The sequence below is a fragment of the Methylobacterium sp. CCH7-A2 genome, from assembly GCF_001557075.1.
Lineage (GTDB): Bacteria > Pseudomonadota > Alphaproteobacteria > Rhizobiales > Beijerinckiaceae > Allobosea > Allobosea massiliensis.
Genome location: NZ_LSKN01000059.1, coordinates 1 through 18606, shown reverse-complemented (window position 1 = coordinate 18606; position 18606 = coordinate 1). Strand labels below are relative to the sequence as shown.

19 protein-coding genes are annotated in these 18606 nt (G+C 67.4%); 13 read left to right on the top strand and 6 right to left on the bottom strand.

Translation table 11 applies throughout. The features are described from left to right. Window positions 1-187: 187 nt before the first annotated feature. From AX750_RS04090 to carA, 3 genes are all read right to left on the bottom strand, one after another. Entirely contained in the window at window positions 188-1810 is a 1623-nt protein-coding gene (locus AX750_RS04090) for an ABC-F family ATP-binding cassette domain-containing protein (protein ID WP_066715883.1), read from the bottom strand. After that, window positions 1807-2676: a prephenate dehydrogenase gene (locus tag AX750_RS04085; protein ID WP_082734926.1), complete on the bottom strand. Its 870-nt coding sequence runs from the start codon at window positions 2674-2676 to the stop codon at window positions 1807-1809. Before AX750_RS04085 ends, AX750_RS04090 begins: the two co-directional genes overlap by 4 nt. Window positions 2677-2916: 240 nt before the next feature. Next, window positions 2917-4125 (bottom strand): glutamine-hydrolyzing carbamoyl-phosphate synthase small subunit, encoded by a 1209-nt coding sequence (gene carA / locus AX750_RS04080; RefSeq protein ID WP_066715882.1) that lies wholly within the window; start codon window positions 4123-4125, stop codon window positions 2917-2919. 153 nt (window positions 4126-4278) lie between these two features. Between carA and AX750_RS04075 the strand changes: the two genes are divergently transcribed. The 4 genes from AX750_RS04075 (at window position 4279) to rpoD (ending at window position 9514) form a co-directional block, all read left to right on the top strand. After that, entirely contained in the window at window positions 4279-4740 is a 462-nt protein-coding gene (locus tag AX750_RS04075; protein WP_066715877.1) for a GatB/YqeY domain-containing protein, read from the top strand. A gap of 61 nt (window positions 4741-4801) precedes the next feature. Then, window positions 4802-5299, top strand: coding sequence for a hypothetical protein (locus tag AX750_RS04070; RefSeq protein ID WP_068077840.1), 498 nt, complete (start codon window positions 4802-4804; stop codon window positions 5297-5299). Window positions 5300-5385: 86 nt separating this feature from the next. Then, window positions 5386-7290, top strand: a complete 1905-nt coding sequence (gene dnaG / locus AX750_RS04065; RefSeq protein ID WP_066715863.1) for a DNA primase — start codon at window positions 5386-5388, stop codon at window positions 7288-7290. Between the two features lie 196 nt (window positions 7291-7486). Then, window positions 7487-9514 (top strand): RNA polymerase sigma factor RpoD, encoded by a 2028-nt coding sequence (gene rpoD / locus AX750_RS04060; protein ID WP_066715861.1) that lies wholly within the window; start codon window positions 7487-7489, stop codon window positions 9512-9514. Window positions 9515-9568: 54 nt separating this feature from the next. On the opposite strand, the gene AX750_RS04055 is transcribed toward rpoD, so the two are convergent. Both AX750_RS04055 and AX750_RS04050 read right to left on the bottom strand, forming a co-directional pair. After that, window positions 9569-10051, bottom strand: coding sequence for an SRPBCC family protein (locus AX750_RS04055; RefSeq protein WP_066715860.1), 483 nt, complete (start codon window positions 10049-10051; stop codon window positions 9569-9571). After that, entirely contained in the window at window positions 10048-10392 is a 345-nt protein-coding gene (locus tag AX750_RS04050; protein WP_066715858.1) for a metalloregulator ArsR/SmtB family transcription factor, read from the bottom strand. The genes AX750_RS04055 and AX750_RS04050 overlap by 4 nt, the downstream gene beginning before the upstream one ends. Window positions 10393-10527: 135 nt before the next feature. On the opposite strand from AX750_RS04050, the gene AX750_RS04045 reads away from it, so the two are divergent. Next, a complete protein-coding gene (locus tag AX750_RS04045; protein ID WP_066715856.1) occupies window positions 10528-11139 on the top strand; it encodes a LysE family translocator in 612 nt (203 codons plus the stop codon). 1 nt (window position 11140) lies between these two features. Further along, window positions 11141-11566 carry a secondary thiamine-phosphate synthase enzyme YjbQ gene (locus AX750_RS04040; RefSeq protein WP_066715855.1) on the top strand — a complete coding sequence of 142 codons (426 nt, stop codon included), beginning with the start codon at window positions 11141-11143 and terminating at the stop codon, window positions 11564-11566. 7 nt (window positions 11567-11573) lie between these two features. Here AX750_RS04040 and AX750_RS04035 read toward each other — a convergent pair whose 3' ends face one another. Next, window positions 11574-11825 (bottom strand): DUF3072 domain-containing protein, encoded by a 252-nt coding sequence (locus tag AX750_RS04035; RefSeq protein ID WP_067989530.1) that lies wholly within the window; start codon window positions 11823-11825, stop codon window positions 11574-11576. A gap of 115 nt (window positions 11826-11940) precedes the next feature. Here AX750_RS04035 and AX750_RS04030 point away from each other — a divergent pair, with 115 nt between their 5' ends. The 7 genes from AX750_RS04030 (at window position 11941) to AX750_RS04000 (ending at window position 18493) form a co-directional block, all read left to right on the top strand. Further along, complete coding sequence (locus AX750_RS04030) at window positions 11941-12228, top strand: HlyU family transcriptional regulator (protein WP_066715853.1); 288 nt, start codon at window positions 11941-11943, stop codon at window positions 12226-12228. A gap of 92 nt (window positions 12229-12320) precedes the next feature. Further along, window positions 12321-12881 (top strand): type 1 glutamine amidotransferase domain-containing protein, encoded by a 561-nt coding sequence (locus AX750_RS04025; RefSeq protein ID WP_066715852.1) that lies wholly within the window; start codon window positions 12321-12323, stop codon window positions 12879-12881. A 196-nt stretch (window positions 12882-13077) separates the two neighbouring features. Further along, entirely contained in the window at window positions 13078-14319 is a 1242-nt protein-coding gene (locus AX750_RS04020; RefSeq protein WP_066715851.1) for an MFS transporter, read from the top strand. 85 nt (window positions 14320-14404) lie between these two features. Then, complete coding sequence (locus AX750_RS04015; protein WP_066715849.1) at window positions 14405-15430, top strand: methionine synthase; 1026 nt, start codon at window positions 14405-14407, stop codon at window positions 15428-15430. A 92-nt stretch (window positions 15431-15522) separates the two neighbouring features. After that, window positions 15523-15939, top strand: coding sequence for an acyl-CoA thioesterase (locus AX750_RS04010; protein WP_066715847.1), 417 nt, complete (start codon window positions 15523-15525; stop codon window positions 15937-15939). A 321-nt stretch (window positions 15940-16260) separates the two neighbouring features. Further along, complete coding sequence (locus AX750_RS04005) at window positions 16261-17427, top strand: ABC transporter substrate-binding protein (protein WP_066715845.1); 1167 nt, start codon at window positions 16261-16263, stop codon at window positions 17425-17427. 34 nt (window positions 17428-17461) lie between these two features. Further along, a complete protein-coding gene (locus tag AX750_RS04000; protein WP_066715844.1) occupies window positions 17462-18493 on the top strand; it encodes a hypothetical protein in 1032 nt (343 codons plus the stop codon). Window positions 18494-18606: the final 113 nt, after the last annotated feature.

Sequence of the window (18606 nt, the reverse complement as noted above, 5' to 3'; positions counted from 1 at the left end):
CGCCCCTTGATCTGGATCGCGTCGTCATACGCGACGCTTCTGCTCCAAGGCAGACCGTCATTGCGAGCGAAGCGAAGCAATCCAGAGGACGTCGAGCGCTGCCGCTCCTGGATTGCTTCGTCGCTGACGCTCCTCGCAATGACGGAGGGCAAGAGCATCCAAAGCACAGCCTTGCCCGCCGACGTCGTTAGCTCCGAAGTCCCGGCGCCTCCTGGCCGGTGCGGGCGACGTATTCGGTGTAGCCGCCGCCATAGGCATGGACGCCGTCGGGCGTCAGCTCCAGCGTGCGGTTGGAAAGCGCGGCGAGGAAATGCCGGTCGTGGCTGACGAAGAGCATGGTGCCCTCGTACTGCGCGAGTGCATTGATCAGCATTTCCTTGGTCGCGATGTCCAGATGGTTGGTCGGCTCGTCGAGGACGAGGAAGTTCGGCGGGTCGTAGAGCATCAGCGCCATGACGAGGCGGGCCTTCTCGCCGCCGGAGAGGACGCGGCAGCGCTTCTCGACATCGTCACCCGAGAAGCCGAAGCAGCCGGCGAGCGCGCGCAGCGAGCCCTGGCCGGCCTGGGGGAAGCGGTCTTCCAGCGACTGGAAGATGGTGCGGTCGCCGTCGAGCACCTCCATCGCATGCTGGGCGAAATAGCCGAGCTTGATCGAGCCACCGAGCGCGACGCTGCCGGAATCGGGCTCGGTCGAGCCGGTGACCAGCTTCAGTAGGGTCGACTTTCCGGCGCCGTTGACGCCCATCACACACCAGCGCTCCTTGCGGCGGATCTGGAAGTCGAGCGCCTCGTAGATGGTGTGGCTGCCATAGCGCTTGTCGACGCCCTTGAGCGTGACGACGTCCTCGCCCGAGCGCGGGGCGGGCGGGAAATCGAAGGCGATGCTCTGGCGGCGCTTGGGCGGCTCGACCTTCTCGATCTTGTCGAGCTTCTTGACGCGGCTCTGGACCTGGGCGGCGTGGGAGGCGCGCGCCTTGAAGCGCTCGATGAAGGCGACCTCCTTGGCGAGCATGGCCTGCTGGCGCTCGAACTGCGCCTGCTGCTGCTTCTCGGCGAGGGCGCGCTGCTGCTGGTAGAACTCGTAATTGCCGGAATAGGTGGTCAGCGCGCCAGCATCGATCTCGACGATCTTGCCGACGATGCGGTTCATGAACTCGCGGTCATGCGAGGTCATCAGCAGCGCGCCGTCATAGCCCTTGAGGAAGGATTCCAGCCAGATCAGGCTTTCCAGGTCGAGATGGTTGGAGGGCTCGTCGAGCAGCATCGCGTCGGGGCGCATCAAGAGGATGCGGGCGAGCGCGACGCGCATCTTCCAGCCGCCGGACAGCGCGCCGACATCGCCGTCCATCATCTCCTGGCTGAAGCCGAGGCCGGCGAGGACCTCGCGGGCGCGGCCGTCCAGCGCATAGCCGTCGAGCTCCTCGAAGCGCCCCTGCACCTCGCCATAGCGGGCGATGATCTCGTCCATCTCGTCGGCGCGGTCGGGATCGCCCATCGCCGTTTCGAGCTCGCGCAGTTCGGCCGCCACGGCGCTGACGGGGCCTGCGCCCTCCATCACGGAGGCGACCGCGCTCATGCCCTGCATCTCGCCGACATCCTGGCTGAAATAGCCGATGGTGATGCCGCGATCGACTTGGACCATGCCCTCGTCGGGCTGCTCCTGACCGGTGATCATCCGGAACAGCGTGGTCTTGCCGGCGCCGTTGGGGCCGACGAGGCCGACCTTCTCGCCCTTCAGGAGCGAGGCGGAGGCCTCGATGAAGATGATCTGCTGGCCGTTCTGCTTGCCGATGTTTTCGAGGCGGATCATGGTTTCGCGTGAAGCTGAGGGATGATGTTGCGCTGCAATAGGGCAGGATGGCCCGGTGCGGAAGGGCCGCATTCCGGTTCATCGCTGCCGGCGGATGCGGGATCGGGGTGATCGTGCCGTTCCAGCGCCTGGGTCAGCGCCTGGGCATGGGCGAAGAAGCGCTCCCGCACGGCTCGCGCATGCGGATTGGCGCGCTCGATCGCGAGAAAGACGCCGGGCGCGTCGTGGCGCACCATCTCGGTCGCCTGCATCAGAAGCTCGAAGCTGCGCGTCGTCATCCGGCGCGGCACGGGCTCCATCCGGACGAGGATCTTGGCGACGAGATGGGTCAGGCCCTGGACCAGCGCCATGTCGCGGTCATGCGCGTCCGGCGTGGTCAGGATCACGTCGAGCGCGAAGGTCCGGCGCAGGAAGGCGGCGATGCGCCCGGTGCCGCCGCCGCGGATCGGGCAGAGCGCGATCTTCAGGCCGGCCAGCCCGTCGCGTGCGCTCTGCGGGCCGAAGAGCGGATGCGTGCCGATGATCTCGACAGGCTCCGGCAGGCCTTCCAGCAGCAGGCGGGCGGGTTCAATCTTCACCGAGCCGACATCGAGCACGACGGTGCCGGCGCGCAGATGCGGGCGCAGGCTGGCGATCGCCTGCGCCATCGCGTCGACCGGGACGGCGAGCACGACGATGTCACAGGCCGCCACGGCCGCGACGTCGCCCGGCACGAGCCCCTGGCCCGCCGGGTCAGGCTGCGGCGAGCGGGCGGGATCGCAGACGACGAGGCGCAGATGCGGCTGGAGGTGGCGCGCCATCAGCTGCCCGAAGGCGCCGAAGCCGAGCAGGCCGAGAGAGGAGAAGGATTTGCGCTGACGTGGCATGGTCGGGTTCCCTGGAGGGGCCGCGATGCCGGGTGACTGCCTGAGTTCAACCGCCAGCGCGGCGGTTGAAGCATAAGAATGCGACCCGCCTTATGAGGACGGGGCGTAATAGGTCCGGGCGAGGCAGGTCGCTGGGGTCATGAGCCGCTTCAAGCGCAGGAGTCGGAGGCTGTCAACCCGGACGCGGCAGTGGCAGGTCCGGGTTGATGGCGGAGGTTGAGGAGATTGACGATCGCCGGCTCAGGCCGCCGTCTTGGCCTTCTCGGCGTCCATCATCTCGACGAAGCGCTTGAACAGATAGTGGCTGTCCTGCGGGCCGGGCGAGGCTTCCGGGTGGTGCTGGACGCTGAAGGCAGGGCGGTCGGTCAGGGCGAAGCCGCTGTTCGAGCCGTCGAAGAGCGAGACATGGGTCTCGACCGCATGGGCCGGCAGCGAGGCGGGGTCGACCGCGAAGCCGTGATTCATCGAGACGATCTCGACCTTGCCGGTCGTCTTGTCCTGCACCGGGTGGTTGGCGCCGTGATGGCCCTGCTTCATCTTCATCGTCTGGCCGCCGACGGCGAGCGCCAGCATCTGGTGGCCGAGGCAGATGCCGAAGGTCGGGACCTTCTTCTCCAGCAGCTCGCGGATCACCGGGACCGCGTATTCGCCGGTCGCGGCCGGGTCGCCCGGGCCGTTGGAGAGGAAGATGCCGTCCGGCTTCAGCGCCAAGATCTCGTCCGCCGAGGCGGTCGAGGGCACGACGGTGACGTCGCAGCCGGCCTTGGAGAGCAGGCGCAGGATGTTGCGCTTCACGCCGTAGTCGATGGCGACGACCTTGTGGGCTGCGCCCTCGCGCTTGCCGTAGCCGGCGGGCCACTGCCAGGGCGTCTCGTCCCATTCGTAGCGCTGGGCCGAGGTGACCATTGGCACGAGGTCGAGACCCGCCATGTCCGGCAGTTCGGCGGCCAGTTTCTGAAGGCGCGGAATGTCGAAGACGCCTTCGGGCGCGTGGGCGAGGATCGCGTTCGGCATCCCGTTGTCGCGGATCAGGGCGGTCAGCGCGCGGGTGTCGACGCCGCAGATGCCGACGATGTTGCGGGCCTTGAGCCAGGCGTCGAAATGGCGGCTGGCGCGCCAGTTCGAGGGCTCGGTGATGGTGGCGTGGAGCACGATTCCGCGCACGCCGGAGGCGGCGGCGGCATTGACCGTTTCGATGTCCTCGTCGTTGACGCCGACATTGCCGATATGGGGGAAGGTGAAGGTGACGATCTGCCCGGCATAGGAGGGATCGGTCAGGATTTCCTGATAGCCCGTCATTGCCGTGTTGAAGCAGACCTCGCCGGGTGCCTCGCCGGTGGCGCCGAGGCCGAAGCCCTCCAGCACCGTGCCGTCGGCGAGGACCAGCAGGGCGGTCGCGCGCGGTTCGCTCCAGCCGCCCGTGGCGGGGTTTCCTTCATGTGCGGTCATGTCTATGTCTCGGTCCAGGCCGCGAGGGCGCGGCAATGCATGGGCGGCAGCGGTCTCGCTGGCCGTCGTCTGGAGCGCGAGCCTTAAAGACGCGCTTCCATGCCGTCAATCGACGCGGGCGCGAAGCCCGACGAACAACGAGGGAATACCCACATGACCAGCCTGCGCGAGCGCTTCATGCCCGATATGAAGGAGGCGATGAAGGCCGGTGAGAAGGAGAAGGTCGCCGCGATCCGCCTGATCATCGCCGCGCTGAAGGAGAAGGACATCGAGGCGCGCGGCGCCGGCAAGGGCGAGGCCACCGATGAGGAGGTGCTCGGACTGCTGCAGAAGATGATCAAGCAGCGCCAGGAATCGATTTCGATCTACGAGGCCAATGGCCGCCCGGAACTCGCCGCCGGCGAGAAGGCCGAGGTCGCGGTGATCTCCGGCTATCTGCCCAAGCAGATGTCTGAGGACGAGGTGAAGGCTGCGATCGCCGCGGCGGTGACCGAAAGCGGCGCGGCCTCCGTCAAGGACATGGGCAAGGTCATCGCGATCCTGCGCGCGAACTACGCCGGCCAGATGGATTTCGGCAAGGCGAGCGGGCTCGTGAAGGCCGCGCTGGCGGGGTGAGGCCCGGCCGGCGCGTTTCTGCCATATCGGCGGGTCAGATTCGCGGCAGAGGAGACATCCGATGCCGTCATCACGAACCTGTCTCGCCGCGGCCTTGCTGCTGCTCTGCGGCGGCGCCGTGCAGGCGCAGCCTGAGCAAACCGGTTGGGGCAGCGGCTACCAGATGGGGACGTCCTATGCCGGGGTCTCCAGCGGCGGCGTCCGCCTGACTTTCTATTGCGGCGACGCGGCTGCCGCGAAGGCCAATGCCGCGATCAAGGCCGGCCCCTATCTCATGGCGAGCCTGCCTCGCCGCGATGCGGCGGATGGGCTCCGGTCGCTGGAGATCCTGATCGACGGCAAGGCAACGCGCATCCCGGTCACAGCCCAAAGCGCCGGCAACATGGTGGAGCTCACATGGGAGCCGGATCGCCGCTTCGGCGTGGACGCGATGAGGCCGGTCGTGCAGGGGCTGCGAAGGGCCCGTACCCTCTCGCTGCGCGCGGGTGTCGAGGCCAGGGCGCTGCCGACGGCCGGTGCCGCCGAGGCGCTGGCGGAGGACCCGCTGGGCTGCCGCTAGAGGCGGCTTGTGGATAGCCGGGGCAAGCGAGCCGGGATCACGATCTGTTCTTGGCTTGTGCTGCGGCAGGGTCCACATAGAACGCGATGAAGTTCCCGCCCTCCCTTCTGGAAGAGATCAAGGCGCGGCTGCCGGTCTCGGCGGTGGTCGGCAAGCGCGTTCGCCTGGCCAAGGCGGGGCGCGAATGGAAGGGGCTGTCGCCCTTCAACGCCGAGAAGACGCCGTCCTTCTTCGTCAACGATCAGAAGGCCTCGTTCTTCGATTTCTCGTCGGGCAAGAACGGCGACATCTTCAAATTCGTGATGGAAACGGAAGGGCTGTCCTTTCCCGAGGCCGTCGAGAAGCTGGCGGCCGAAGCCGGCGTGACGCTGCCGAAAATCACGCAGGAAGCGCAGGTCCAGGAGGAGCGGCGCAAGGGCCTGCACGAGGTCGTGGAACTGGCGGCGCGCTTCTTCGAGGCCGAGCTGATGGGCGATCGCGGCGGTCAGGCGCGGCGCTATCTCGCCTCGCGCGGGCTCGACGGCGAGGCACGGACGCGCTTTCGCCTCGGCTACGGGCCGGCGGAGCGTTTCGCGCTGCGCGACCATCTCGCTTCCAAGGGTGTCTCGGCCGAGCTGATGATGGAGGCCGGGCTGCTGGTGCATGGCGAGGAGATCGCCGTCCCTTACGACCGCTTCCGTGACCGCATCATGTTTCCGATCCATGATTCGCGAGGCCGCGTCGTCGCCTTCGGCGGGCGGGCGATGAGCGCGGAGGTCTCGGCGAAGTATCTGAACTCGCCGGAGACGCCGCTCTTCCACAAGGGCTCCCTGCTGTTCAACCACCACAACGCCCGCAAGGCCGCCCATGACACGGGGCAGGCGATCGTGGTCGAGGGCTATGTCGACGTCATCGCCATGGCGCTCGCCGGCTTCCCGCAGACGGTCGCGCCGCTCGGCACCGCGCTGACCGAGGACCAGTTGACGCTGCTCTGGCGCATGGCCGACGAGCCGGTGATCTGCCTCGACGGCGACAAGGCCGGTCGCAAGGCGGCGAGCCGCGCCATCGACCTCGCCTTGCCGCTGCTGGAGCCCGGCAAGTCGCTCTCCTTCGCGCTGCTGCCCGAGGGGCAGGACCCCGACGATCTCGCCCGCTCCGGCGGCAAGGCCGCGATCGCGGAGGTGCTGGGCGCGGCGCGCCCGCTGGTCGACATGCTGTGGACGCGGGAGGTCGAGGCCGGGCCGCTCGACACGCCCGAGCGACGTGCCGCCTTCGAGCGCCGGCTGAAGGAGCCGCTCGGGCAGATCCGCGACGAGACGACGCGCAAGCATTACCGGCGCGAGATGGACGAGCGGCTGGCGCAGCTCTTCGCCAGCGCGGCTCCGGCGCGGGCCGAGCGACGCGAGGGCGGCAGCTATCCGCGCGGGCGGGGCCAGGCCGGCGGCGGGCGTGGCCGCGGCGGATTCCCGCAAGCCGCCCCTTGGGCGAACGGGCCGCTCAAGGCGTCGAGCCAGCTGACGCGCACCAAGATCATGGCGCGGGGCCGCGGCGAGGACACCCGCGAAGCCTTCATCCTGCTGGCGCTGGCGAGCCATCCGGCACTGATCCTGCGCTGTGCCGACGAGATCGCGGATCTCGCGCTGGAGGGGCCGGCGGCCGAGCGCTTCCGGCAGGCCCTGCTCGACGCGACCATGGAGGGCGTTCTCGACGAGGCGGCGCTGGCGATCCGGCTGGAGCAGCCGCGCGTTCAGGAGGCGCAGGCGCAGCTGATGGCCGTGACGGGCCCGGCCGAACGCCTGAAACTGGCGCAAGCCGCTGATCCGGAATCGGTTTTCGACTCGATTCGTCAGGCTATCGTCTTGCATCATCGCGCGCGGACGCTACATAGCGAGTTGAAGGCAGCCGAGCGCGCATTGGCTGACGAAGCGACCGAAGCCAATTTCGCCTGGATCAAGGACGTCAAGGCTCGCCTCGAGAGCATCGAGGGGACGGAGGCGATGTCCGAAGACTGAGCGGGACGCGGGGGTCGTCCGTCGATCCGCGTGTCGGCCGAGCGTGGTTTACGGTTCATCAAGGATGGGCGGTGCCATCTCGCCTGCGTGATTTGGTTGGGGTGAGCGCGCCGGACCTGCGGCCGCGCCGCCCCTTTATGCGTCCGCATATGGCTTTTTCCGAGCCGTGGCGGCCTGAGAGTGCGGAGCGCTATTGATGGCGACGAAAGTGAGCGAACGGGACAAGGCCGATCAGGCCACGCCGGAAGCCCCCCCGACCTCCGACGGTCCGTTGCTCGATCTGACGGATCAGGCCGTCAGGCGTATGATCAAGCTCGCGAAGAAGCGCGGCTATGTCACCTATGACGAACTGAACGAGGTTCTGCCGTCGGAGGAGTTCACCTCCGAGCAGATCGAGGACGTGCTCGGCCAGCTCAGCGAGCAGGGCATCAACGTCGTCGACAACGAGGATCCCGAAGCCTCCGGCGAGGAGCGCGCCGCGGCCCGCACCGGTACCAACGGCGCCGACGAGGAGGAGGTCGAGGGCGGCGATCTGGTCGACGCCTCGCGCTCGGCCCTGCCGGTCGAGACCAAGCGCAATCTGGAGCCGACCGAGCGCACCGACGATCCGGTGCGGATGTATCTGCGCGAGATGGGCTCTGTCGAGCTGCTCTCCCGCGAGGGCGAGATCGCGATCGCCAAGCGCATCGAGGCCGGCCGCGAGGCGATGATCGCGGGGCTCTGCGAGAGCCCGCTGACCTTCCAGGCGATCATCATCTGGCGCGACGAGCTGAACGAAGCGAAGGTCCTGCTGCGCGACATCATCGACCTCGAGGCGACCTATGCCGGCCCGGACGGCAAGAACCCGACGCAGATCGCGGGCGAGGGTGGCGAGGGCGAGGCCGCCCCGGCCGGTGAGGGCGAGGCGCCCGAGGGCGATTTGCCGCCCGATCTCGACGAAGACGACATGGAGAACAACGTGTCGCTCTCGGCCATGGAGGCCGAGCTGAAGCCGCGCGTGCTCGAGACCTTCGATTCGATCGCCGACAACTACAAGAAGCTGCGCCGCCTGCAGGACCAGGACATCGCCAACCGGCTGGAGAACACCAAGCTCTCGCCGTCGCAGGACCGCAAATACAAGAAGCTCAAGGACGACATCATCACCGCGGTGAAGTCGCTCTCGCTGAACAACAACCGTATCGAGGCGCTGGTCGAGCAGCTCTACGACATCAACAAGCGCCTGATCTCGCATGAGACGCGCCTGCTGCGCCTGGCGGAGAGCTATGGCGTCGGCCGCGAGGATTTCCTCAAGCAGCATGTCGGCGGCGAGCTCGATCCGAAATGGATCCTGCGCGTCTCCAAGCTGGGCTCGCGCGGCTGGAAGGAGTTCGTCGCGGCCGAACTCGAGCGCATCAAGAGCCTGCGCGACGAGATCCATACGCTGGCGAGCGAGACGGGCCTGGAGATCCAGGAGTTCCGCAAGATCGTGCTGATGGTCCAGAAGGGCGAGCGCGAGGCGCGTCAGGCAAAGAAGGAGATGATCGAGGCCAATCTGCGCCTCGTGATCTCGATCGCCAAGAAATACACCAATCGCGGCCTGCAGTTCCTCGACCTGATCCAGGAAGGCAACATCGGCCTGATGAAGGCGGTCGACAAGTTCGAGTACCGCCGCGGCTACAAGTTCTCGACCTACGCGACCTGGTGGATCCGCCAGGCGATCACCCGCTCGATCGCCGACCAGGCCCGCACGATCCGCATTCCCGTCCACATGATCGAGACGATCAACAAGATCGTGCGGACCTCGCGCCAGATGCTGCACGAGATCGGCCGCGAGCCCACGCCGGAGGAGCTGGCCGAGAAGCTCGCCATGCCGCTCGAGAAAGTGCGCAAGGTCCTCAAGATCGCCAAGGAGCCGATCTCGCTCGAAACGCCGATCGGTGACGAGGAGGACAGCCATCTCGGCGACTTCATCGAGGACAAGAACGCGATCCTGCCGATCGACGCGGCGATCCAGTCGAACCTGCGCGAGACCACCACGCGCGTGCTCGCCTCGCTCACGCCCCGCGAGGAGCGCGTGCTGCGCATGCGCTTCGGCATCGGCATGAATACCGACCACACGCTCGAAGAGGTCGGGCAGCAGTTCAGCGTCACCCGCGAGCGCATCCGCCAGATCGAGGCAAAGGCGCTCAGGAAGCTGAAGCATCCGAGCCGGAGCCGGAAGCTCAGGAGCTTCCTGGACAATTGACGAAAAAGCCGGCCGCAAGGCCGGCTTTCTTGTTCGTGACAGGGATTGTGGCCGTCACATCCCCTTCACCAGCGCCACCAACTGGTCGAGCGCGGTGCCCCAGCCCTGCTGGAAGCCCATCTCCTCGTGCTGCTTGCGGCCGGCTTCGTCCTTGTGCAGGGCGCGGGCCGTGTAGAGCGTTCCGGTCGCGGTCGGCTCGATTTCGATCGAGGCGGTCATGAAGCCGGAGCCCAGCGGGCGGTAGCCGGGGCCGAGCGCGTCGGTGAAGACGAGCAGCTTCTCCGGAACGACGAAGAGAAAGCAGCCGGTGCCGTCGTTCTTCTCGCCGTTGGGGCCTTCCATCACGGTGCGGAACTTGCCGCCGGGACGCAGGTCGATCTCGCACAGGGTGGTGCGCCAGGGCGCCGGCGTGAACCACTGCTTCAGCAGGGCCGGCTCGGTCCAGGCGCGCCAGACCAGATGCGGGGCGACCTCGACCTCGCGCTTGAGTTCGAGATCGAGCGCCGGGTCGAAGGCGGCGGCGGGCAGGGTCGTCATGGGCGTTCCTCGTCGTTTTTCAGGGTCAGGACGAAGGCGTCGAGCTGGTCGAGGCGCTGCGTCCAGAGGCTGCGCTGCGCCTCCAGCCAGGTTTCGGCGGCGGCGAGAGGTTCCCGGCGCAGGGAGCAGGTGCGCACGCGCCCGGATTTGGCCGTGGTGACGAGGCCGCTTTCCTCGAGCACCCTGAGATGCTGGAGGAAGCTCGGCAGCGCCATCTCGAAGGGCCGGGCGAGTTCGCTGACCGAGGCCGGCCCCCGCCCCAGCGCCTGCACCACCGCGCGCCGGGTCGGATCGGCCAGGGCACGGAAGGTGTCGTCGAGGGTGGAGGGCGTCACGGACATGGCGCGATTCAAGCCCAGAAAAATACTTAGGTCAATACCTAAGTTTTGAGGCTGGCCGGGGATGCAGGCGAGGCGGGCTTGATCCCGGCGGCGGCTTGCGGCTTGCTGGCCGCTGCTCCGCGGAGGCTCAAGCCCATGTCGCCCGAATTCCTCCTGACCTCGCTGATCGTCGTCGCCTCGCCGGGGACGGGTGCGATCTACACCATCGCGGCGGGGCTCACCCGGGGCTCGCGCGCGAGTGTGCTTGCCGCCTTCGCCTGCACGCTCGGCATCGTGCCGCATCTGCTGGCGGCGATGCTGGGGCTGGCGGCGCTGCTGCATGCCAGCGCGCTCGCCTTCGCCGTCGTGAAATATGCCGGCGTCGCCTATCTCCTGTTCATGGCCTGGCAGACGCTGCAGGAGCATGGGGCGCTGAGCGTCGAGGCGAAGGCCGATCCGCGCTCGGCATGGCGGGTGCTGCGCGACGGCGTCGCGATCAATGTCCTCAACCCCAAGCTCTCGATCTTCTTCGTCGCCTTCCTGCCGCAGTTCATCGCGGCCGGCGAGGCGGCGCCGCTGGCGCGCATGCTCGAACTGTCCGGCGTGTTCATGGCGATGACCTTCGTGGTGTTTGCGCTCTACGGCCTCTTCGCGGCGGCGATGCGCGACAAGGTGGTGACGCGGCCTGCGGTGATGGCCTGGCTGCGGCGGGGCTTCGCGGCGGCCTTCGTCGCGTTGGGAGCGAAGCTCGCCGTGACCGAGCGCTGAGATGGCGGCGCAGACGCTGCTGACGATCGCGACGCGCGGTCCGGGCCTCTACGAGTTCACGCGGGAGGCGACCGCTTTCGTCGCCGGGGCCGGGATCGAGACCGGGCTGCTGACGCTCTTCCTGCGCCACACCTCCTGCTCGCTGCTGATCCAGGAGAATGCCGATCCCGATGTGCGCGTCGATCTCGAGGCCTTCTTCCGTCGGCTCGTGCCCTCCGCCGACGATCCGGCGATGGATTATCTCGTCCACCGGGCGGAGGGTCCCGACGACATGCCGGCCCACATCAAGGCGGCGCTGACGCCGGTCTCGCTCTCGATCCCGGTGATGGGCGGGCGGCTGGCGCTCGGCACCTGGCAGGGGATCTACCTGTTCGAGCACCGCGCCCGCCCGCACCGGCGCGAGGTGGTGCTGCACCTAGCGGCGTGAGGCATCCTCACCCCGCCAGATCCGCCTTCAGCGCATCGATCCGTTTCGACGCTTCGGCCTTGCTCAGATCCTCGGCGAAGTCCCCTGGCCGCTGCGTCTGCTCGGACAGGGTCTTGAGATAGGATGTCTGCGCGCCCGTCATCGGGTCGTCGCCTGACACCCAGTCGGCGGGATCCTTCTGCGTGTTGTCCGGCGGGTTTGGGTCGCGCTTGGGATTGTCGTCCAGCGGGCTGGCGTGTTCGTCGGTGCGGCTCGTCACGATGCGTCTCCGTTCCTGATTTGTTCACTGACAACGAGCCGCGCGCCGACGGGTTCCCCATCGCGCCGCAATCTGGGAGAAGGGGCGCGGCGCCCGATGGACAAGGAGACAGCCCATGTCGTTTCTCAAGAAGCTCTTCGGCGGTGGCCAGGCGGCCGAGGCAAAGCCGACGGGCCCGGCGAAGACCATCGAGCACAACGGCTTCACCATCCATGCGACGCCCTATCAGGAGGGCGGCCAGTGGCAGCTCTGCGGCGTCGTCGAAAAGACGATCGAGGGGGAGCTGAAGAGCCACCGCTTCGTCCGGGCCGACCGTTTCCCGGGCAAGGACGAGGCCGTCGATTTCACGCTGGTCAAGGGCCAGCAGCTGGTCGATCAGGCCGGAGAGAGCGTCTTCCGCTAGCGTTCCGGGGGGCGACGCAAGACCGCAGGAACGGACATGGCCCGTGCGGGTTGTCGAGGCATCATCCTCAACCCGAACAAGGAGGCCGTCCCATGAACGACCTGTCAGGCAAGACCATCCTCATCCTCGCCACCAACGGCTTCGAGCAGTCGGAGCTCGATGTTCCGCATGCCAAGCTGAAGGAAGCCGGCGCGACCGTGCATATCGTCGCGCCCGAGGCCGGGGAAATCACGGGCTGGGACCAGAAGGACTGGGGCCGCGCGGTGAAGGTCGACAAGACAATCGCCGAGGTCAGCGCCGATGCCTATGACGCTATCGTGTTGCCGGGCGGGCAGATGAACCCCGACACGCTGCGCGGCACGCCCGAGGCGCTGACGCTGATCAAGCGCTTCTTCGAGCAGGGCAAGGTCGTCGCCGCCGTCTGCCACGCTCCCTGGCTGCTGATCGACACCGGCATCGCCAAGGGCCGCCGTCTGACCTCGTACAACACGATGAAGCAGGACATGATCAATGCCGGCGCGATGTGGGAGGACAGCGAAGTCGTCACCGACAAGGGCGTCGTCACCTCGCGCAAGCCCGACGATCTGCCGGCTTTCGTCGCCAAGATCATCGAAGAGGTCAATGAGGGCCGCCACGAGCGCCGCGCCGCCTGACGTTTCCGCGCCACCTCCGGGTGGCGCTGGATCGGACCCAGGCTCACCGCCTGGGTCCCGCTCAGGGTGGGGTCGCGGCACGGCCCCGCCCTGAACGCCGACCGGCCCCGCCTTGCGCGAGCTTGCCGCCGCTCGGCCGACTGCCTTACTCCTCGGTGAAGAACGTCGGTCCTGTGAGCCGGCGCGCCGAGGAAACATGTCCAGCGACGACTCCCGTTACGCGCCCGATTCTTCCTATGCCTGGCTGCGGCTGGCCGTGTCGCTGCTGGTCGGCACGGCGGCCTGTGTCGGCACCTGGTCGGTCGTCGTCGTGCTGCCTTCGGTGCAGGCCGAGTTCGGGACGCTGCGGGCCGGGGCTGCGCTGCCCTATACCTGCGTCATGCTGGGCTTCGGCTTCGGCAATATCGCCATGGGCCGCATCGCCGACCGCTACGGGATCATCGTGCCGATCGTGGGCGGCGCCTTGCTGCTGGGCAGCGGTTACATCCTGGCCGGCATGGCGCAATCGCTCTGGCAGTTCGCCCTCGTCCATCTCTTCCTGATCGGCGTCGGCGGTGGGGCGGGCTTCTCGCCGCTGATCGCGGATCTCTCGCATTGGTTTCGCAAGCATCGCGGTCTCGCGGTCGTCTTCGGTGCGTCCGGCAGCTATCTGGCGGGCGTGATCTGGCCGCAGGTCATCACCTGGGGCGTCGCGAACCATGGCTGGCGCGCGACCCATATCGGCATCGGGCTCGCGGTGATGGCGATCATGCTGCCGTTCTCGCCGTTCTTCCGCCGGCGGCCCTCGGCCGCGAGCATCGCCGCGCAGGAGGCGGCGAGCACGAGCGCGCGCGGCGATCTCGGTCTCTCCGCGAGCCAGCTGCAGTGGCTGCTGGCGATCGCGGGGTTCTCCTGCTGCGTCGCCATGGCGATGCCGCAGGTCCATATCGTCGCCTATTGCAGCGATCTCGGTTACGGCGTGGCGCGCGGCGCCGAGATGCTCTCGCTGATGCTGGCGCTCGGCATCATCAGCCGCATCGGTTCGGGCTTCGTCGCCGACCGCATCGGCGGCACGGCGACGCTGGCGATCGGCTCGCTGATGCAGGGACTCGCGCTTTTCCTCTATCTCTGGTTCGACGGGCTCACCTCGCTCTTCATCGTCACCGGCATTTTCGGCCTGTTCCAGGGCGGCATCGTGCCGATGTATGCGGTGATCATCCGGGAATATCTGCCGGCGCGGGAGGCCGGCGTGCGGATCGGCCTCGTCATGTCCTCGACCATCCTGGGCATGGCCTTCGGCGGCTATGTCTCGGGCGCGATCTTCGACGCCTTCGCCTCCTACCGCGCCGCCTTCCTGAACGGGCTGGCCTGGAACCTCGTCAACCTCGCGGTGGTGTGCTGGCTGATGATGCGGGCGCGGCGTCGGCCGATCGGGCCAGAGTCGGCGGCGGCCGTCTGACGCAGGCTATCCATCCCCGTCACGCTTGACGCCGATGCCTCGCGCATCCGATGTCCGCGCAACCATAACCTCCGAGGATACGTCCATGCTTCGCACCACCATCGCCGGCAGCCTGCCCAAGCCGACCTGGCTCGCCGAGTCCGAGCGACTCTGGGCGCCGTGGAAGCTGGAAGGGGTGGCGCTGCAGGAGGGCCGGCGCGATGCGACGATCCTGGCGGTGAAGCTGCAGGAGGATGCCGGCATCGACATCGTCGGCGACGGCGAGCAGGCGCGGGTGCATTTCGTCCACGGCTTCCTGGCCAATCTCGACGGCATCGACTTCGACAAGAAGACGATCATGGGCATCCGCAACAACCGCTACGAGGCGGAGGTGCCGACGGTCACCGGCGCGATCCGCCGCAAGGGGCCGGTCCACAGCATGGAGGCCAAGGCCGCCCGGGCGCATACGACCCGCAAGCTGAAGTTCACGCTGCCGGGGCCGATGACGATCGTCGACACCATCGCCGACGAGCACTATGGCCGCCGCGAGGACCTCGCCATGGCCTTCGCCGCCGTGCTGAACGAGGAGGCGCATGAGCTGCAGGCGCTGGGCGTCGACGTCATCCAGTTCGACGAGCCCGCCTTCAACGTCTACATGAAGGAGGTGCCGGACTGGGGCATCGCCTGCCTCGAGCGCGCCGCGCAGGGGCTGACCGCGACCACCGCCGTTCACATCTGCTACGGCTACGGGATCAAGGCCAATATCGACTGGAAGGCGACGCTCGGCGAGGAGTGGCGCCATTACGAGCAGACCTTCCCGGCGATCGCGAAGAGCTCGATCCAGCAGGTCTCGCTGGAGTGCCGCAACTCCAAGGTGCCGCTCGACCTGATCAAGCTGCTCGACGGCAAGGACGTGCTGGCTGGCGCGATCGACGTCGCCTCCAACACGGTCGAGACGCCCGAGGAGGTCGCCGCGACGATCCGCGCGGCGCTGGCCTTCGTCGCGCCCGAGAAGCTCTTCCCCTGCACCAATTGCGGCATGGCCCCGATGTCGGCCGAGGTCGCCTATGGCAAGCTTGCGGCGCTGTCGGCCGGTGCGGCGCTGGTGCGCAAGGAGCTCGGCGCGGCCTGAAGTCGAGCGGTTCCCGTCAACGCTCCGATCCATCTGGCGCAGGCGCGGTGGCGCGTGCTCCAATGGCCGGGGATTCGACGGGGGGTGAGCGCATGACGAAAGAAGCGGGCGTGGCGCAGGACGAGGCGCCGCGTGGCAACCTGACGGTGCGCATCAATGCGATGCCGGCCGACACCAACGCGAATGGCGACATCTTCGGCGGCTGGGTGATGTCGCGAATGGACGCCGCCGGCGGCATCGCCGGCGTCGACCGGGCGCAGGGCCGTGTCGTCACCATTGCGGTGGATGCGATGACCTTCATCCGGCCCGTGAAGGTCGGCGACGTGCTCAGCGTCTATACCGAGGTCGAGTCCGTCGGCCGGACCTCGATGAAGATCCATGTCGAGGCCTGGGCGCGGCGCTTCCGCACCATGATCCACGAAAAGGTCACCGACGCGACCTTCACCTTCGTCGCGATCGACGAGGAGGGGCGCCCGCGCCCGGTGCCTCGATCCGTCGAAACGCCCTAGGGCGCTTCCTCGGCCCGTCTGAAACGCAGAGACTCGTCGCGCTGCTTGGATGGCTGGCAGGCCATGCGAGACCCAGCATTCAGTCCGGCGTGACGCAAGGTCTGGAGGACTTTGAGTGGTAATGGTTCCGGCGCGGACCTCATTCCGAGCCGCCGCGCCGAAAATGCCAAAAAACTAACGAACGCTGAATCGTCGGAATCACGGCTGATTCAGAAGAATCCAGTCACTTAACCCTTCGTTAGGTGCGTCCCCTTCATCCTTCCGGTCAGCTGGCCTAACCCGACTGACAACGGAAGAGAAACATTTGGGGGAAACCGTTTCATGACCACTCGTCGTGACGTCCTGACTGGTCTTGCCTGCGCCTCCACTGCCTCCCTGCTGCCCGCTCGCGCTTTCGCCGATCCCGGCGTCATGGCCGACAAGATCATCCTCGGCCAGGCGGCCGTCTTCGAAGGCCCTGCCAGTGCGCTGGGGCTCGGCATGCGCGATGGCCTGACCGCCGCTTTCGCCGAAGCCAATGCCAAGGGCGGCGTCGCCGGGCGCAAGATCGAACTTCTGACGCAAGACGATGGCTATGAGCCCGGCAAGTCGATCGAGGCGACCAAGGCGCTGATCGCCAAGGACGTCTTCGCCTTGGTCGGCCCGGTCGGCACGCCGACGTCGATGGCCGCCCACCCGATCGCAAAGGAAGCCGGCCTGCCCTTCATCGGCGCTTTCACCGGCGCCGAGGGCTTGCGCGATCCCTATCTGCCGCATGTCGTCAATGTGCGCGCCTCCTATTTCCAGGAGACCGAGGTCTGGATCGAGCGCCTCGTCAAGGACAAGGGCTTCTCCAAGATCGCGATCTTCTATCAGGACGATGCCTTCGGCCGGGCCGGTCTGGCCGGCGTCAAGAAGGCGATGGATGCGCGCAAGATGAGCCTGGTCGCCGAAGGCACCTTCGAGCGCAACACGGTCGCGGTCCGGTCCGCCCTGCTCGAGATCCGCAAGGCCAATCCCGAAGCCGTGGTGATGGTCGGCCCCTACAAGCCCTGCGCCGAGTTCATCAAGCTGTGCAAGCAGGTGAAGTTCGCGCCGGTCTTCATGAACATCTCCTTCGTCGGCTCCGATGCACTGGCCGCCGAGCTCGGCGATGCGGGCGCCGGCGTCTACGTCACGCAGGTCGTGCCGTTGCCGACGGACGCTTCGATCCCCGTGGTGAAGGCCTACCAGGCGGCGCTGGCCGCCAGCGACGCCAAGGACAAGAAGCCGGGTTTCGTCTCGCTGGAGGGTTATCTCGTTGGCCGCACCGTCGTCGCCGCTCTCGAGAAGGCCGGCAAGAATCCGACGCGCAAGGCCTTGATGGAGGCCCTGACCAACGGCTCCTACGACTTCGGCGGCTTCAAGATGACCTTCGGCCCCAATGACAACCGCGGTTCCGACGACGTCTATCTGACGGTGATCGGATCGGACGGTACCTTCAAGGCGGTCAGCTCCCTGTCCGCCTGAGCCGCATCCGCCGCGTCGCAATTCGGAGAACGACATGAGGAAGGCCAAGAAGCCGGCGCGCCCGCGTGCGCCGCTGCGCGTCGGCATCGCCGCCCGCATCTACGCCGCGCTCGGCGCCTTGACGACGCTGACGATCGTCGCTTCGGCGGTGGCCTGGCTGTCCTATGACCGGATCAGCGCCACCGTCGGCGAAATGGTCGAGCACAAGATGCCGACTGTGGAAATGGTGCTCGAGCTCTCCCAGGTCGCGACGCAATCGACAGCGCTGGCGCCGCGCTTTCTGAACGTGCAGACCGTACAGCAGCGCGCCCGCCTGACCACCGAGCTGGACACGATCGAGGCACGGCAATTCGAGCTCGTGCGGACGGTGGGCAAGATCGCCGGCGTCGACATGAAGCCGGTTCAAAAGGCGCTCGACGACCTGTCCCTGCGGATCAACGACATCAATGATCTGACCGGCACGAGGCTGCGCAATTCCGCCCAGATGGCGTCGGCGCTCGAACAGCTGAGCAAGGCGCGCGAAGATTTCGTCAAGGTCGTCGGCGGGGAGGCGGATGAGCGGCAGTTCAACGTCGTGCTCGGCATCGAGAGCGTGAAGGGGCTGGACGGCGCGCAGCTCGACGAGGCGCTGAAGACCGTCAACGATCTCGAATTCCCCGCCTTCGATCTGGCGCGCAAGCTGGAAGCGCAGGTCAACGAGCTGATCGGGCTCTTGCGCGAGGTCGGCCAGATCGCGGATCAGTCGCTGCTTGGCCTCGCGCGCGAACGCCTCAACGCCGTCGTGCTGCGGATCGAGAAGGACATGGCCGCCGCCGACAAGATCAAGCCCAACGACGCACGCAACCGCGTGATCGACTCGGTCATTGCCCTCGGCGAAGGGCCGCGCGGCGTGGTGGCGCTGCGCCAGCGGGATATCGAAACGCAGGACGCGATCAACGCCCGCGTCGTCGATATCGACCAGGCCGCGGCGACCTTGCGGGCGGAGATCGACAAGCTTGTTGCCTCGGCCCGCTCCGGCGCCGTTGCCGCGAATGCCTCGACGGCGAGCCTGATCGAGCAGAGCTAGATCTGGCTCGGCGCCATCGGCGTCGGCTCGCTGCTGATCGCGCTCGTGCTGTCCCTGCTCTACGTCCGTCCTGCGATCATCGGCCGGCTGAACCGTCTGTGGGCGGCGACGCG